Here is a 13,991-nt window from a genome sequence, read left to right on the forward strand (position 1 = left end):
GATTTCTTTTTGCTTGATATTATCTATTCCGGTTTTGATTGTTTTTTTGTTTTCGGTATTGTTTAAATTAAATATGGAAGTTATCTACGAAAATCTAATAAAATTTATTGTATCAATAGTGGATTTTTTCATAAAACGTATTATTCTTAGAAAATATATTGTAAATAACAGTAAAGTTAAAGTAGATACGAATGAAATATATAAACATGAAGCCATGAAAGATTATAAAGAAATTTTCTTGGATATAGAAAACATACAATTTGAAAAATATATCTGCGATGAAGATGTTGGTTTTATGGAGTCTTTAATTAGTATATTTTTTTCTAGTGAAGATGAATTATTATTTCCTGAAAATAGATATTTATGTAAGTTATTTGACAATATGGATCAGGCTTATACAAAAAAGGATTTTAGAGAACTTTTTATTACAACCAAAAAAATTTATAAATATATAAATAGTTGTAACGATAAAGAGATAAGAAGTAATAAAATAGCAAAACGTCTTTTATCTAGATCTTCCAGGATAATAAATGAGCATTTTGAGAAAACAATAAAAGTGATGGAAAAAATTAAAAATGGTGAAAAAATTAGTTTAAATGAGTGCCTTGATATAAAAAATACATTAAGGTGGATCAAATAAAAATTTATTGACACAACCTGTCACATTTTGTTGTTAAAATGTTGCTTATATTTTAAAAGGAGTTTTGAAAATGTTAGATAGAATAAAAGATAATGTATTGGCAGCAGTTCTTGCTTTGGACTTTTTAACGACATCTAGTAAGAATTTTGGTCTTGCACATGCTTGGGCAGAAAGAATATTAGGAACCCATCAGATCTCACCAGAATATCTAATGCATATGTATAATGCTCTCTCCAATAAAGAGGTCGAGATTGATTTAATCATAGAATATGTTACTAAAATAACAGGCGATAGCATGAAAACCGCTATAACTGATATACAAAAGTGCAAGAAGCCAGACTGGAAAGAGTTAAAAGAAGAAAAACTAATAAATGCGTATGATGCCATGCAAACTATATACAAAAAGCACTTCGAGCAAGCCAATCCATACGTTTATACACCTGAACAAATAAGAGATGCTCTAAGTAAAATAAATACGATAGTAGATCAGATAGAATTAAAAATTTTATTTGATGAAGAGGCAATGAAAAAAACAATAAAGCTTTTAAAGATTAAAGATCAGAAGGGGCTGTTAACATATACGCATGATCAATCTACAGAAATTGAACACATGGTTCCAAAAAATGATATCAGAATAAACGAAAAAGATATATTAGGCTTTGCACTTTTGCTAGTAGCGCAAAATAAGCTAAAGAATATAATTTCAAACAATCCTATTGCAGTTATAGCCTATTTAAACACTACTAATTATAAAGATTTCAAAAAAGAATATAGCAATATGATGGATAATTATAAAGCAGTAAGTGAATATAGGTCAAAATATTTAGATTATTTTCTACGTTACGATATAAAAAATATAAGTCTAAAGAATTTTCCTACAACACCGCCAGAATATAATGCTGAATTACATATAGTGATACTAAAAGACTATTATACTTTTACAATAAATACGAACAATAAGTATGATTAGGCTTTTTGATAGACAAATGTTTAATTATTGTATCTTTTTTTAGCCTCTTCACATGCTACGACACAACCTGTCACACCACTAGGTTAAATTTTCACCATAAATCAAATCAAAGGAGCATAAATGCTAAGATATATCATAGGTGGCGTGGCGCTTGGAGCTATAGGTTTTGGGCTTGGTAAATATTTTAGTGAGAGTGAGCATTATTGCGATTATTTAAATCAATCTAACCAAAACCCAAATGAAGAGATAGATAAAAGCACCATGCAAGATAAATTTTTAGAAATTTATGCAGGTGTAGAAAATTTACAAAGAGCACTGCCTGCTATACTTGAAGAAAGTGGCCTTAGAAAATTTATAGGTGCTGAAAATGCCAAAGTCATAGAATTTAGTAAAGATGACGAAAAGTATAAATTTGCCTTAATCTGCTTAGTAAATAACAGCAAAAGAGATACTAGCTTTTTAGATAGACTAAGCAACGTCTTAAGCAATATCTTGCTAAAGATCACGCAAAAAAGAGATGATACAAAAGAGGAGGATAGCTTTTTAAAAGTAGATGCACATCAAGCGGGACTCATATACGCGTTAGTTGAAGCAAACAATAAATTTGTAACCATGCTTCGTCAGATAAATGAGATGAAAGATATCGATGTGGTTTTAGACATTTTGCATGAGTGGATAGAAATTTATGAGAATGACTACTTTAAAAAGGCCTTTGCGTGAGGAGGTTTAATATCAAGCTTTTTCGCATTTTGCAAGAAATGGCTCAAATGCTTTTAAAAATATCAATCAAAAAGAGGCTGGGACGGACAAGATGAGTACTACTGATAAATTTCTAAGAGCAAAAGCTTTTGGTAAGTCTTATGAGCTAGATCAAATTATGAATAAACTTTCTATTGTGCTTTTTAAAGATGAGTTTACCACAAGAAGTATCATTGAATTTAGCGCTCAAAGATTGGATATTTATAGGTTTGTAAAAACTGATGATGATTTACAAATTTTAAGCGATCTTTCGTTTATGCTTAGATATATGCTCGCAAATATGGCTGGCGAGCAGGCCAAAGATAAAGAGGAGCTTAAAGATTTGTTTTTTACAGCTAGCATTTTGCTAAAGGGTGCCAGCTCTATACAGGAGCTAGCCTACACTTTTAAAGATGTAGCTAGGTTTTATAAAAACTACTATGGCGGAAAGAGTGCATAGTGGAAAAATAGAAAGTTCGGTTGTTTATGAATTTATTACTATTTAATTTTTATTAAACTTTTATAGTGGTTTGACGATATAAATATGAGTAATTTGGTCGCTGACAACGATATATTAGAAGAAAACGAGCTAGATAGAATAATAAGAGGATCGGTCACCTTTTTCTTTCTTTACAAAGTTTGCAAAAAAAGCTCTCTAGCATAGAAAATTTTACCAGAGTTAAAGTCCGTCTACACGTCTATTTTTAAAGATAAGGAACAAAAATGTGGAGACTTTTTCTAGATCTATCATTTGGTTATATTATGTATAAGATCATTAAATTTTTGGCACTAAATTTATATTTGCCAGCATTACAGGAGCTTATAAAGCAAATTTGTATGAAATTAAAATTGAGTATTTAATTTTATGTTTAGTTTGTCATATCATTTGTAGTAAAAATTCAAAATCATATAGGATGTGACAAACTTTGTTTATTATATTGTTAAGGAGAAAACAATGCCAAGACGTCCAAATCCATTTAAAATGTGCTGTACAAACTGCGGTTACGAAAAGGTGGTTCATTTTAGCAGTGATTGTTTAGACGCTGATGATATGGCCCAGATACCAAAAGTGTGTCCAAAATGTGGTAATGATAAATTTGATAGAAAAAGTATATCAGCAGAAAAGATTATGAGTAAAACATATTTTAACTTTATTAGTGCGTATTTTAAGAATATGTTTAAATAGTTCAGTCAATAAATTATACAAATATTTTAGGAGTCAATGAATATGAAAGAAATTGTGGTAAGCACAAAAGAAGAGCTAGAAGAAGCCGTAAAAAATAAAGTCGATACAATAGTAGTCAAAGGTGAATTGGCAAAAAAAGTAAAAGCTACAAAAGAATTACAGAAAAAAGGCAAGATAGCAATGGGTATTACAATAACTATACTTACTACTGCATTTGCTCTTGCACCAGCTACAGGTGGTTTGTCTATGGCCTTAGCAGCTCCAATAGCAGCCACAACTGGTCTTTCTATTGTAGCGATAATGTCTGTATTTTTTCTTGGTATTACTTTGGTTATGTTAGTAACAAATGGATACGACATAAAAATAGGAGCTAACGGAAAAATTGACAATGTCGAAGGAGAAATAACATTAGAAAAAAAGCGAAGTGAATAAAAATGCACAACATCCTCATTCTCTACAACCCATACTACCAAAGTGATGTCATCGAGCAGCATCTTAAAATTTTAAATGACAAAGGTAAGGTAGCCTTTGGCAAGATAAAGAGTAAGCGCCGAGATATGATAAATCCTTTTGAGGAGCAGATAGAGCAGTTTGCTCAAGAGTTAAGCTCAAGCGTCGATGCCAAATTTTTGCAGCTCTTTTTAACCGACTATTCAAATTTATTTGTAGCAAAGGTCGCCTCTATCACAAGCGATGATATGAGCGAGATCGCACCGAGCTATTACAAAGAAAAAGGACTTGATGTAGAGAAGTGGTTTGTGATAAGCGACATAAGGGAGCTAGCTAGAAACGACTTTGAGTGTGTTAGAGATAACTATCTAGCGAATTTCACGGTAAATGGGCACACATACGCAGTCTATGGCAACGCCTACGTCTATCCACTCATTATAGATACAAAACAAGGTATGAGCTACTTTGATGACGAGAGTAAATTCTATCCTGACGTTTATAAGAGTGATGAGTTTTTAGAGATCAAGAAAAATTTGACACGTTACTGCTTTGGGCAAAATTTGATAAACCTCATGCACCCAGACAGCATAGAAAACATCATCTCAGCCGAGATAGAGTATCTTGATAACATATCTAACCCACTCTATGACTTTAGCTCGGTCGTAGTCAAATACTCAAAGACTATGGAGCAAGAAATTTATGCCTTTGTCAAAGTGCTTTTTAAAAAACTCACAGATAAAAATCCAGCCATCCTAAAGATAGCCTATGAAGTTCAGGGCTCAAAATTTACGGTTGCTGATATATTTAACAATAAACCAAATTTAGGAACCTATAAATTTCTTTTTAAAAACTATCTTGTCCAAGGTGCGCTAGAAGGAAATGTGTTGCAAAATTATGTAGCTAAAACCCTGCCAAAAGTAATAACATCACTCCAAGACTTACGCAATGAAACAGTCCATGCCAAAGCCCCTAGCCATGCCGATGTAACAAAACTAAGAGCAAAGATAGTAGGAGTAGGAGAAGGCAGCGTGCTAGCTAAACTCATAAAAGCTAGAGTGGAGGCAAATAAAATTTAGCATACATCTCTTGAGGCCATAGCAAGTACGGTTATTGTGGCAGTGCCTGTGTTTTTAACATCACTTGTAGTTCCAAAGACTATGTCACTATCTGGCTCAAGATGCTGTTCTATGATACTTATAGCCTCCGTTAAGTCTGAAAATTCCATACTCTCCTCTATCTCAAACCAAGCCGTCACAGACCTAACCGCTGCTTCTGATGAGAGAAGTTTTTGCATGGCTTGCTTGGTAGCATTTTGGATAGCATCTTGCCCACTAGAAATACCCCTAACTATCGCTGGCATGCCATTATGAGCCATAGTACCTTTAATGTCGGATATATCTAGCCCTATGCTTGCAGAGTGGCCATTAAACTCATTTATAAACATAGCGCTGCTAGCCATATCAACTAGGTCTTTGTCTATATCTTTTAAATTTTGCTCATACGAAGTAAAATCGTGAAAATTTGAAAGCTTTAGCCCATTTATCTGATAATTTTCATCATTTATTATCTTTTCAAATGCACTAAACCTCTCTTTGTAGTAGCGCACTTTATTTCTATCTGCCTCATTTATTTTTACATTACTTGTTGCTTGATCTATGATCTCGGCTAAGCTCATATCTTCTCCTTTTTTAAAAAATTTAATGAAATTTACACCAGAGCATTGACAGGTTGTGTCTTGATCTGTTTTTAGGATAAAATAACGAAAATTTTAAAAGGATTTAAGATGCACTCTCACGACAAGATAGCCTTTAGGCTCGCTCAAATTTTAATAAAGCTAAATGACGGAGCAAGACTTAGCATAGATGAGCTCACAGAGGAATTTAGTGTCAATAAAAGAACCATTTTAAGGGACTTTGAGCGCCTAAATATACTGCCCATAGAAAAAGCAAATGGCAAATACTTTTTGGCTGATTATGCACTTGGTAAGCTTAGCTATAAAGATATCCAGGCATTTGCCATACTTAGTGGGGTGAAGTCTTTGTTTCCGGACCTAGACGATAAATTTATAAGCGACATCTTAAACGAGAAGCTAAACAAGGCCTATCTCATCAAAAATCAAGGCTTTGAGGATCTGCAAATTTCAAGAGCCGAGTTTGAAGAGATAAGCGCTGCTATCATTAAAAATAAGATAGTTGAGTGCTCTTATAACGCTAAATTTAGGTCACTAAAACCATATAAACTGATAAACAACAATGGCGTCTGGTACCTGCTAGCAGATGATAGTGATAGGCTTAAAAATTTCACCCTTTCAAAGCTTGAAAGTATAAAGATAAAAGATAGCACATTTAAGCCAAATGAAGAATTTACAAACCGCATCAAGCAAAACGATACAAACTGGTTTTCGGACATAAAATTTGAAGTGATACTAGAGATAAAAAGCGAGGCGATGAGCTACTTTAAAAGAAAGAAATTCTTGCCAAATTTTAAAATAATAAGCGAAGATAAAGATAAGATTATCCTAAGCACTGAGGTAGCCTATGACGATGAGATCTTGCGCGTGGTCAAATACTGGCTGCCATTTATCAAGATAAAAGAGCCTGAGTATCTAAGGGTAAAATTTGAGAAATTGCTTAGGGACTATCTAGAATGCAGTTGATAATTATGTAATATTTTTCGTTTATCTTTTTAAAGAAATACATGTTATTAATAAAACATTTTTATTTTTTACTTGAAAATAAGGTCATTCATTGTCTATAATTTTAAGATATTTGTTTCGATTCCTAATATAGATACTAGCATTAAGTAATTTATAAGTATTTTTATGATATGAAATAGATCATAAGCAAAAACCCTTGATACATCGTACTTCTGAAATAAAAGTCAATAATTATTTACCACTTTAAATAATCTAGCCAACAAAATATCCTATAATACACGCAAATTTAAAAACAAAAATATTTTACTCAAGGAGGTTAAGATGGCTAAAATCAATTAAGAGTAAGGATTTCTTTTAAATGTTTGAAAAAGATAACCCTTACGATAGGTTGTTGGGACTCCTATTGTAATCGTTATCTACTTTCAAAATACTTAAATAAAAACCTTATCAACAATTACTATATGAAAGCAATGGGCACACTATAGGTATGCCAATTTGGTGAGATGGCTATTGCTGTCTTTGTAAAATTTTAAAAGCCATAGGAGGAAAATATGGCAAGCAAAAATACACTTTTAAATGATTTAAAAACCATTAGAAAGAATAAGAAAAAAGAGGAGATTAGACAAGCATGTATTGAAGTATTGTTTCCACAACAAGCAACACTCAAAGAGTGCAAGTTACTAATCGAAAAAAGTTTTAGCGTAAAGCTATCAAATAAGGAGTTTTCCAAATGGAGGAAAGAGTATGAGGCAACAAATGCCAATCAACCCTCTGATGCATGTCATATTCTCGTACCCAACGAAGATAATAAAGAATATGAGGAGCTAAGCAATGGCACTAACAATCAAGAGTAGCGATACAGCAGTTGCGGCAAATGCCGTAATTGCTCTACAAGAACATATCGAAATGGGCAATAAGGCTATTGAAAATATTAGAAATAATATTGAACTTTTTAATCAAACCGCAGATAGCTTTGATAAAAGCTTTAAAGAAAAAATAGAGCTTATAGAGCAAGGAAGTGCTGAACTTATAAATGCAACAGAAGATATTCAAAACAACTTTAAAAATACTCTAAAAGGTGCAGACAAAACCATATCGAAGATCAACTCATCTTTTAGCTCTTTGATTAAGAAGATAGTATCTGCATTAATTGCCTTTGTATTTATAGAAGCGATCTTCTTTTTTGGCTACCTGTTTTATGATAGCCATAAGACAAACGAAGCCCAATCCGCACTACAAAGCAAGCTAGATAAAGCACTTTATGATGTGTCTAATCTTAAAGGCTTTATCATCCATATCTACAACCAAGATAGTCAAAAAGCTAGCAAAGATTTTACTAAATGGCTAAACAAAAATGGCGACAGCAATGTTCAGTAGTAAGCAAATTTTTCTAATAGCAAGACACATACAATGTATGACACTTCGTTTTCATACCTTGTATAATCTTGCTCTGCCGAGGGCTACAATGCGAGATATAAGAAGCGTTAAAACGCTTCATCTCGCTAGCACATTTTATGAAAGGATATCATATGTCAAAAAATGTCAAGGATAAGGTGCTCTCCGCAAGGATCACTTATCAACAATACGATAAGCTATCTAAAATAGCTCTAGAGTTAGATATGTCAAGATCAGAAATCATTTCCTATCTTATAGATAATGGCACTGTAAATTCTGAATCCATAAAAAAGAAAGGGCTAGATGCATCAATAATTACATATTTTTCTAGACCTTTTAATAACATTAATCAAATAGCAAAGAGACTAAATATAGCTTATAAGACTAGTGGTAATATAGCTTTAGAAGTGATACTGCGAGCACAAGAAGATTTGTACAAAATTCAATCAGTCCTAACTGAAATTTTAAGCATAATAAGGAGTAGCTATGATAGTTAAGATCTCAAAGGGAGAAAAAGGCGTAGCTGATTATTTAAAAACTGGCAAGAAAAGAGATTCAAAGCTAACTAGAGATGAAAAAGATGATAGATTGCCACTGGCTGGAAATTTAGATCTTATAGAGATGTCTGAAAAGCACCAGATAAAGAAAAAGAACAAGAAATATAACTACTATCATATATCCTTGTCATTTACTTCAGAGGAGTGGAGCAGGCTATATGAAAGTGGCAATATATATGAGCTTATAATGGATTTTTTGAAACTAACTTTCCCAAATCACGACATAGAGGAGCTACTTTTCTACGTTGAAGCTCATCTGCCTATAATCAAAGAAGAGCCATACATTCCTCGTCCAGAAGGGACACTAGAAAACAAAGTATTAAACAAGAAACATAAAAATGGTGAACCACTAAAAAGAGAGCCTCACATCCATCTAATAGTCTCTTTTGAAAATATGAAATTTACCCATAGTGTAAAAACTGGTGGAGCTATATATACAAAAGGTGCAGCCAAGCAACAAGTAAAAGCTGTTATGGCTAAATCAGCAGAGAAATTTAAAAGAGTGGTTAATGACATCTTATCTAACAAGTATGGTCTAAATAATATAGAGCCTTTAGGTATGGATGAAGACCAACTAGAAAAACAATATGAAAGCTTTAAAAGTGCAGCACAAAAGGTTAAGAAAGGCAAAGAAAAAGATACGCAAATGAAGATAGAAACAGATGTAGTTATCGAGCCAAAAGCTAATACAAAGGAGCAAAACATAAGTGTTGAAGAGCTGCTAGCTGATGCTAGAAATTCTACAGCTGATTATCTATTAAGAATGATAGAAGAAGATGAGAGTCTCAAAAAAAGCTCTTATGATAGAGCAAAGAGGCTTAATGCAGTGGATATAAGAGAATTTTTACCTATGATCAATGCAAAATTTAACATCACCGCAAAAGCTGAAATGGTAAATGATAAATATAAAGCAAGAGTGGATGGGTTTAAGGGAACTTATAATCTAACTGATCTAATGTGCAAGATAGTCTATAATGGTAGAAAAGGAGCGTTATTTCACGTGGTTAATGAACTAGAGCAAATGCTTATAGAGCTTCAAGCCAATAAAAATGAGCCAAAGATAACATTGAGTGTGAGCAGTGACTTTGGCGCGCTAAATAAGGACCCAAAAACTCAAGTGCTAAATAACTGGGAAACGATACGAATAGAGCCATACAACCTAAAATCAATACTTAAAAACTATTCAGCTATATCAGTGGCAAGTTTCAAAGATAAAAGTGAAGAAGCTAGCGGTATTGATGGCATAACTCCTACGCTTATATATGATATAAATAGCCCCAAATTTACTATAAGTGATGCTCAAAATTTACTGCAAAGCAAAGGGATAAAAGGCTTCATATATCCAACCACTTATCAAGCACCAGATACAAAAGTAGAGGAATTTAAACTCATCATACCCACAACAAAGGCTCCAAGCTTAAATGAATATGATGAATACATAAAAGAGATAACAAGAGAGCTTGGGTTATATAACATAGTAAATAACTCCAGCTTGCATCATAGTAAATTTCACTACACTCCAGTGCCAGGATCTGAGGTTGTAAGCATTAGAGGAAAAACTTTTGATAATACAAGAGCCATTGAAGATGCTGGCTTAAAAACAGATATTAATAATATGGAGATTAAAGCTATATATGAAGATTTACAAAAACTAAGAAGATATGAGCTTAGCTGTGAGCCAAAAGATACCAACTCACATATTAAAAGAGCAAGCTACCAAGCTATATCATCAAAGATTTCTATAAAAGAGCTAATAGAATACTTTGACGAGAGTAGTATGGTTAAAAAATATAAAAATCATCAAATACTTTCTGGTAATAGCGACAGATACCTATACTTGCCAGAAGAAAACACAGCCTACTCTTTTAGCCAAAGTAGACACTATACTCCGTATATCTATATTAGAGATAAATTTTATGAAGCAACCAGAAAGATAAAAACTGGATTTTATGATGATGATCTCATTCAAAAGCTAAGTATTACAAAAAATGAATATGAAGGCTTCGTAAAAGATATCGATAACCATCTAGATATAAATAGACACTATTTAGCTTTTATAAATAGAACCGAAAACTTTAAAAAATACCTGTCAGATATAGCTAAGATTAACTATAAAGGCTTAATTCATAATATAAAAACCTATATGAAAGATTGGCAAGATATGCAAGGCTTTAATAAGCTAAAGGAGCGTTATAAAACAGATAAGATCTCTCTAGCAAATGATCATATATCATTTGGCTCACTAAAAATAACAAAGCAAGAGTTATATAGTCAAGGACTTGATAGTAACTTTGGAGCAGAGCAAACAAAACAACCATCAGATAGAGTAGAAGCCAAAGAACAGAATATAAAATCAGGATATGATAGTTTTGAGAGATAGACTATTATGAGCTGTTATAGAAGCCAAATTATTAGCATTGCATCTTCTTAGCTGTCTCTAATCCATAAAACCATGGCAAAGCAAACATATCATCATCTAGTTTTACGGCTCTGTATCCAGCATAATAGCACCTTTGCATGAAGACTTTTCAAACTCTTGCGCTGATGAAATTTGCAGCAGATGTGCCAGCACGTCTGTGCCAGTGGCAAAAATTTTTAGGTATCTTTATGAGCCTTTTTTAGAGCGTTGTTAAAATATAGACCAAATCAGAGATATTTTGTTTCTCTGAGCTTATCGATGGTCTATATCATCACTTAAAATATCTATCAAATTTTCATCGCTATGGTTTAACTCTTTTTGAGAAAGTGAATATAGCTCTACTCAAAATTTTTTAGTTACAACTGCGTTAAAAACTAGGTTGCATTGTTTTTAAAAGATCAATCCTCTTCTAAAATTTCACAAAGTAGCCACCCAAACGGCTGTTTATTGATAAGCCAAGCTGTAGTCTCCTCCTCTGATATTTTGGGCTTTTTCCCTTTGCCTTGCATGATTAAGATTTTTCGTTCGCCATCTACCGTAACAGCCCTTGCACCGCTATGTTTGCCAACTCGTAATAAAAATTGATTACCAGCAAGTTTAAAATTCATATATTTTTTAATAAACTCATTTTCAAGCTCTTTTTTGATAAATTTATCCGTTTTGTCATCAAATTGAGATTCAAAAATAGGCAAATAATGATCATTGCAGGCATTTTTAATATCTTCTATTTTTATTGCGTTATTTTTTATGACCAAACCTACCTCAAACTCGCTTTCTGTTGAAATAGCCTCATACACTACAGATAGTCCATCTTTTGATATCTTATTTCTTTTTATATTTTTTGCAATATCAATAAAAATGCTTGATTTTATTATTTTACTATCAGAAATTAATAGATTAAAAAAAGGATTTTTCTTATTGGTTGCACTCATGATTTTTTTAACATCATTATATTGTTGCTCATCATCTATAACTTTCATCTCCCAAAAAGCCGTAGCTATCGCACCTTTTAATGAACTTCCTGGGATTATTGCCTTATTTAAATTAGGTGATATAAATGTTTTTTCTACTACTAGTTTATTTATATTTTCTTTAGCATCTTTTTCGATCTGGACTATTTTCCCCGCTTTTTCTATATATTCTTTTCCAAAGTCTTTAGATACTAAAATTTTACGATAATGTAAATTCTTGGCTAGAGCCATTCTATTTTTAATAAAACTTTGTAATTTTAATAAAGAAATATTTGATGAGTGATCCATTATCTTCATAAATTCATCTTTAGACTTCTCGTCAAGTTTTTTAAAAAACTCAAATTCATCAAACACATACATATAGTATTTATCATCCGCGCCTCTATCTATGACGTAGTTCATGGGCTCATAGGCCTCTCCAGTACCTATATGTATAGGGCTTATAGGGTTTAGTTTGATCTTATAGTTTTTAGTTTCATTGTGCATTTTTTATCTCCGTAGCTATTAGTATGCTATATCCTTGGTGCACTGTGTTTGCGTTTGTAGAGTGTCCGCTTATAGCCTTTCCTATATACTCTTTCTCGCAAATTTCATCATATACCACCACGCTACCGCTATCTGCCATTAGGAGTGGGCTTTTAAAAGGATTTGTGCTTGCAAGCCCTCCACCATGTTTGCCAAATCTAGTAAATGGCTCATAGTAAAATTCTTTTAAATTTTCATCATCTATCACAACTGGACTAAGCGTCATAAAGGCATTTGAGTTATTTTTTACGGATACTTTTTCAAATGCACTATACTCAAACGCTCCTTTGCCTATGCTAGCTCTCTTACCATAGCCGCTTTTAGATACAACTTCAAGCGCTTTTTCTAGTTCATCAATTTTAAATTTATCATCCAGCAAAAAGTAGATATCTTGCTTGCTAAATTTCATCTCCATTAAAGCATAAGGCGCAAATTTACCGCTCTCATCGGTCATAAATGTATGGTAGTTTATGGAGTTTTTTATCGTTGCGTTTTTTGTTAGCTCATAGCCAGCTTCAGCACTTGTTTTAGCGTTTTTGAAATTTCCGCTTTGCAGATCCTCCATGCTAAGCCAAATTTTCTTTCTATTTTCTTTTTTTAGCTCCAAATTTTCGCCCAAAAGATGACTTGGCATGCTAGGCTTTGGCAGATACCCGCTAGCAAAGCCATCAGACACTATCAAAAATGGCTTTTTGCCATAGTCACTTAGTAGCTCATTTAGCCTATTTTCTCCGAACCTATATCTGATCGCCCAGCAAATTTGTCCAAACAAAGTATCGCCCTTTAGTGGCGTTGTAAAATTTGACTTGGGCGTTATGGTAGTTTTATAAAGTGTCATTATTCCCACCTTAAATTTGTAAATTCAACCCTTCCGTAACCTCTTGAGCCGCTACCGCCTAGATAGTCGTTTTGTATTAGCTTAAGTCCGCTCTCAACCATCTCTTTTAGTTCGTTTTCGTTGTCGTTATAAGGCTCTTTTTCATCAAAAACTTTTAGTCTAATAACAAGGTCAAATTTCACTCCAGCTGGCACACGCTCGATCTGGCGAGGATGTTCGGCAGTTCCACTTTCTCTATTGATCACGTTTTCATATTTTGCTTCGCTTAGTTTTAGCCCTTCGCACTCTTTAGATAACAAACAATCCCCAATGCTTATCCTAGTAATGCCAAATTTATTCTCTTTATCGCCAAAAATTTTTAGTAAATTTTGCGCCGCTTTTTTATCTGGCTCTGGTACTTTTTCTAAAATTTTAGAGTTAAAGACCTCTCCTTCACCATATCCAACCAGCCTATTATTCCACTCTAGCAAGCTTCTCATTTTACCTTTTAGTGAGCTTCCAGGGATGTAAGGCTTATTTGTATTTATATCTTTTATCACCTGTGAGTCTATGCCACCTATCTTCATAGTATCATCGCCACCACCTATATGAAGTCCGCTTAAAAGCTCTATTTGTCCCTTTAAAGTTAAAATTTTCATATTCTCTC

General features: G+C 33.0%; 16 protein-coding genes. 12 read left to right on the top strand and 4 right to left on the bottom strand.

Annotated features, from left to right (window positions below):
- From CVT14_RS02135 to CVT14_RS02165, 7 genes are all read left to right on the top strand, one after another.
- On the top strand, window positions 1–640 hold a 640-nt coding region (locus tag CVT14_RS02135; protein ID WP_159071739.1), incomplete at its 5' end, for a hypothetical protein.
- Between the two features lie 70 nt (window positions 641–710).
- The gene (locus tag CVT14_RS02140; protein ID WP_103616378.1) at window positions 711–1,610 is read left to right on the top strand and encodes a hypothetical protein; all 900 of its coding nucleotides are present in this window, start codon (window positions 711–713) and stop codon (window positions 1,608–1,610) included.
- Window positions 1,611–1,730: 120 nt separating this feature from the next.
- Window positions 1,731–2,330: a hypothetical protein gene (locus tag CVT14_RS02145; protein ID WP_103616379.1), complete on the top strand. Its 600-nt coding sequence runs from the start codon at window positions 1,731–1,733 to the stop codon at window positions 2,328–2,330.
- 91 nt (window positions 2,331–2,421) lie between these two features.
- Window positions 2,422–2,808 carry a hypothetical protein gene (locus CVT14_RS02150; protein ID WP_107849584.1) on the top strand — a complete coding sequence of 129 codons (387 nt, stop codon included), beginning with the start codon at window positions 2,422–2,424 and terminating at the stop codon, window positions 2,806–2,808.
- Window positions 2,809–3,303: 495 nt separating this feature from the next.
- Window positions 3,304–3,534 (top strand): hypothetical protein, encoded by a 231-nt coding sequence (locus CVT14_RS02155; protein WP_103616381.1) that lies wholly within the window; start codon window positions 3,304–3,306, stop codon window positions 3,532–3,534.
- A 36-nt stretch (window positions 3,535–3,570) separates the two neighbouring features.
- A complete protein-coding gene (locus CVT14_RS02160) occupies window positions 3,571–3,966 on the top strand; it encodes a hypothetical protein (RefSeq protein ID WP_103616382.1) in 396 nt (131 codons plus the stop codon).
- A 2-nt stretch (window positions 3,967–3,968) separates the two neighbouring features.
- Window positions 3,969–5,060, top strand: coding sequence for an HP0729 family protein (locus CVT14_RS02165; protein WP_103616383.1), 1,092 nt, complete (start codon window positions 3,969–3,971; stop codon window positions 5,058–5,060).
- Here the strand turns inward: CVT14_RS02165 and CVT14_RS02170 are convergent.
- Window positions 5,057–5,659, bottom strand: coding sequence for a hypothetical protein (locus CVT14_RS02170; protein WP_103616384.1), 603 nt, complete (start codon window positions 5,657–5,659; stop codon window positions 5,057–5,059). The genes CVT14_RS02165 and CVT14_RS02170 overlap by 4 nt on opposite strands.
- A gap of 108 nt (window positions 5,660–5,767) precedes the next feature.
- Here CVT14_RS02170 and CVT14_RS02175 point away from each other — a divergent pair, with 108 nt between their 5' ends.
- The 5 genes from CVT14_RS02175 to CVT14_RS02195 all read left to right on the top strand — a co-directional run bounded on the left by CVT14_RS02175 (window position 5,768) and on the right by CVT14_RS02195 (window position 10,972).
- Window positions 5,768–6,640, top strand: a complete 873-nt coding sequence (locus tag CVT14_RS02175) for a helix-turn-helix transcriptional regulator (protein WP_103616385.1) — start codon at window positions 5,768–5,770, stop codon at window positions 6,638–6,640.
- 551 nt (window positions 6,641–7,191) lie between these two features.
- Window positions 7,192–7,494 carry a hypothetical protein gene (locus CVT14_RS02180; RefSeq protein ID WP_103616386.1) on the top strand — a complete coding sequence of 101 codons (303 nt, stop codon included), beginning with the start codon at window positions 7,192–7,194 and terminating at the stop codon, window positions 7,492–7,494.
- Window positions 7,472–8,017, top strand: coding sequence for a hypothetical protein (locus CVT14_RS02185; RefSeq protein WP_107849585.1), 546 nt, complete (start codon window positions 7,472–7,474; stop codon window positions 8,015–8,017). The genes CVT14_RS02180 and CVT14_RS02185 overlap by 23 nt, the downstream gene beginning before the upstream one ends.
- 152 nt (window positions 8,018–8,169) lie before the next feature.
- A complete protein-coding gene (gene mobC, locus CVT14_RS02190) occupies window positions 8,170–8,532 on the top strand; it encodes a plasmid mobilization relaxosome protein MobC (protein WP_103616388.1) in 363 nt (120 codons plus the stop codon).
- Window positions 8,522–10,972, top strand: a complete 2,451-nt coding sequence (locus CVT14_RS02195; protein ID WP_107849586.1) for an aminotransferase — start codon at window positions 8,522–8,524, stop codon at window positions 10,970–10,972. Before mobC ends, CVT14_RS02195 begins: the two co-directional genes overlap by 11 nt.
- 437 nt (window positions 10,973–11,409) lie before the next feature.
- Here the strand turns inward: CVT14_RS02195 and CVT14_RS02205 are convergent, their stop codons facing one another.
- From CVT14_RS02205 to csm3, 3 genes are read right to left on the bottom strand one after another with little or no spacing between them, the layout of a single operon-like run.
- The gene (locus CVT14_RS02205) at window positions 11,410–12,468 is read right to left on the bottom strand and encodes an RAMP superfamily CRISPR-associated protein (protein ID WP_107849587.1); all 1,059 of its coding nucleotides are present in this window, start codon (window positions 12,466–12,468) and stop codon (window positions 11,410–11,412) included.
- Window positions 12,458–13,345, bottom strand: a complete 888-nt coding sequence (csm4, locus tag CVT14_RS02210) for a type III-A CRISPR-associated RAMP protein Csm4 (protein ID WP_107849588.1) — start codon at window positions 13,343–13,345, stop codon at window positions 12,458–12,460. Before csm4 ends, CVT14_RS02205 begins: the two co-directional genes overlap by 11 nt.
- Window positions 13,345–13,983, bottom strand: coding sequence for a type III-A CRISPR-associated RAMP protein Csm3 (gene csm3, locus CVT14_RS02215; protein WP_107849589.1), 639 nt, complete (start codon window positions 13,981–13,983; stop codon window positions 13,345–13,347). Before csm3 ends, csm4 begins: the two co-directional genes overlap by 1 nt.
- Window positions 13,984–13,991: the final 8 nt, after the last annotated feature.

It is taken from the genome of Campylobacter concisus (genome assembly GCF_003048445.1).
Taxonomy (GTDB): Bacteria; Campylobacterota; Campylobacteria; order Campylobacterales; family Campylobacteraceae; genus Campylobacter_A; species Campylobacter_A concisus_BF.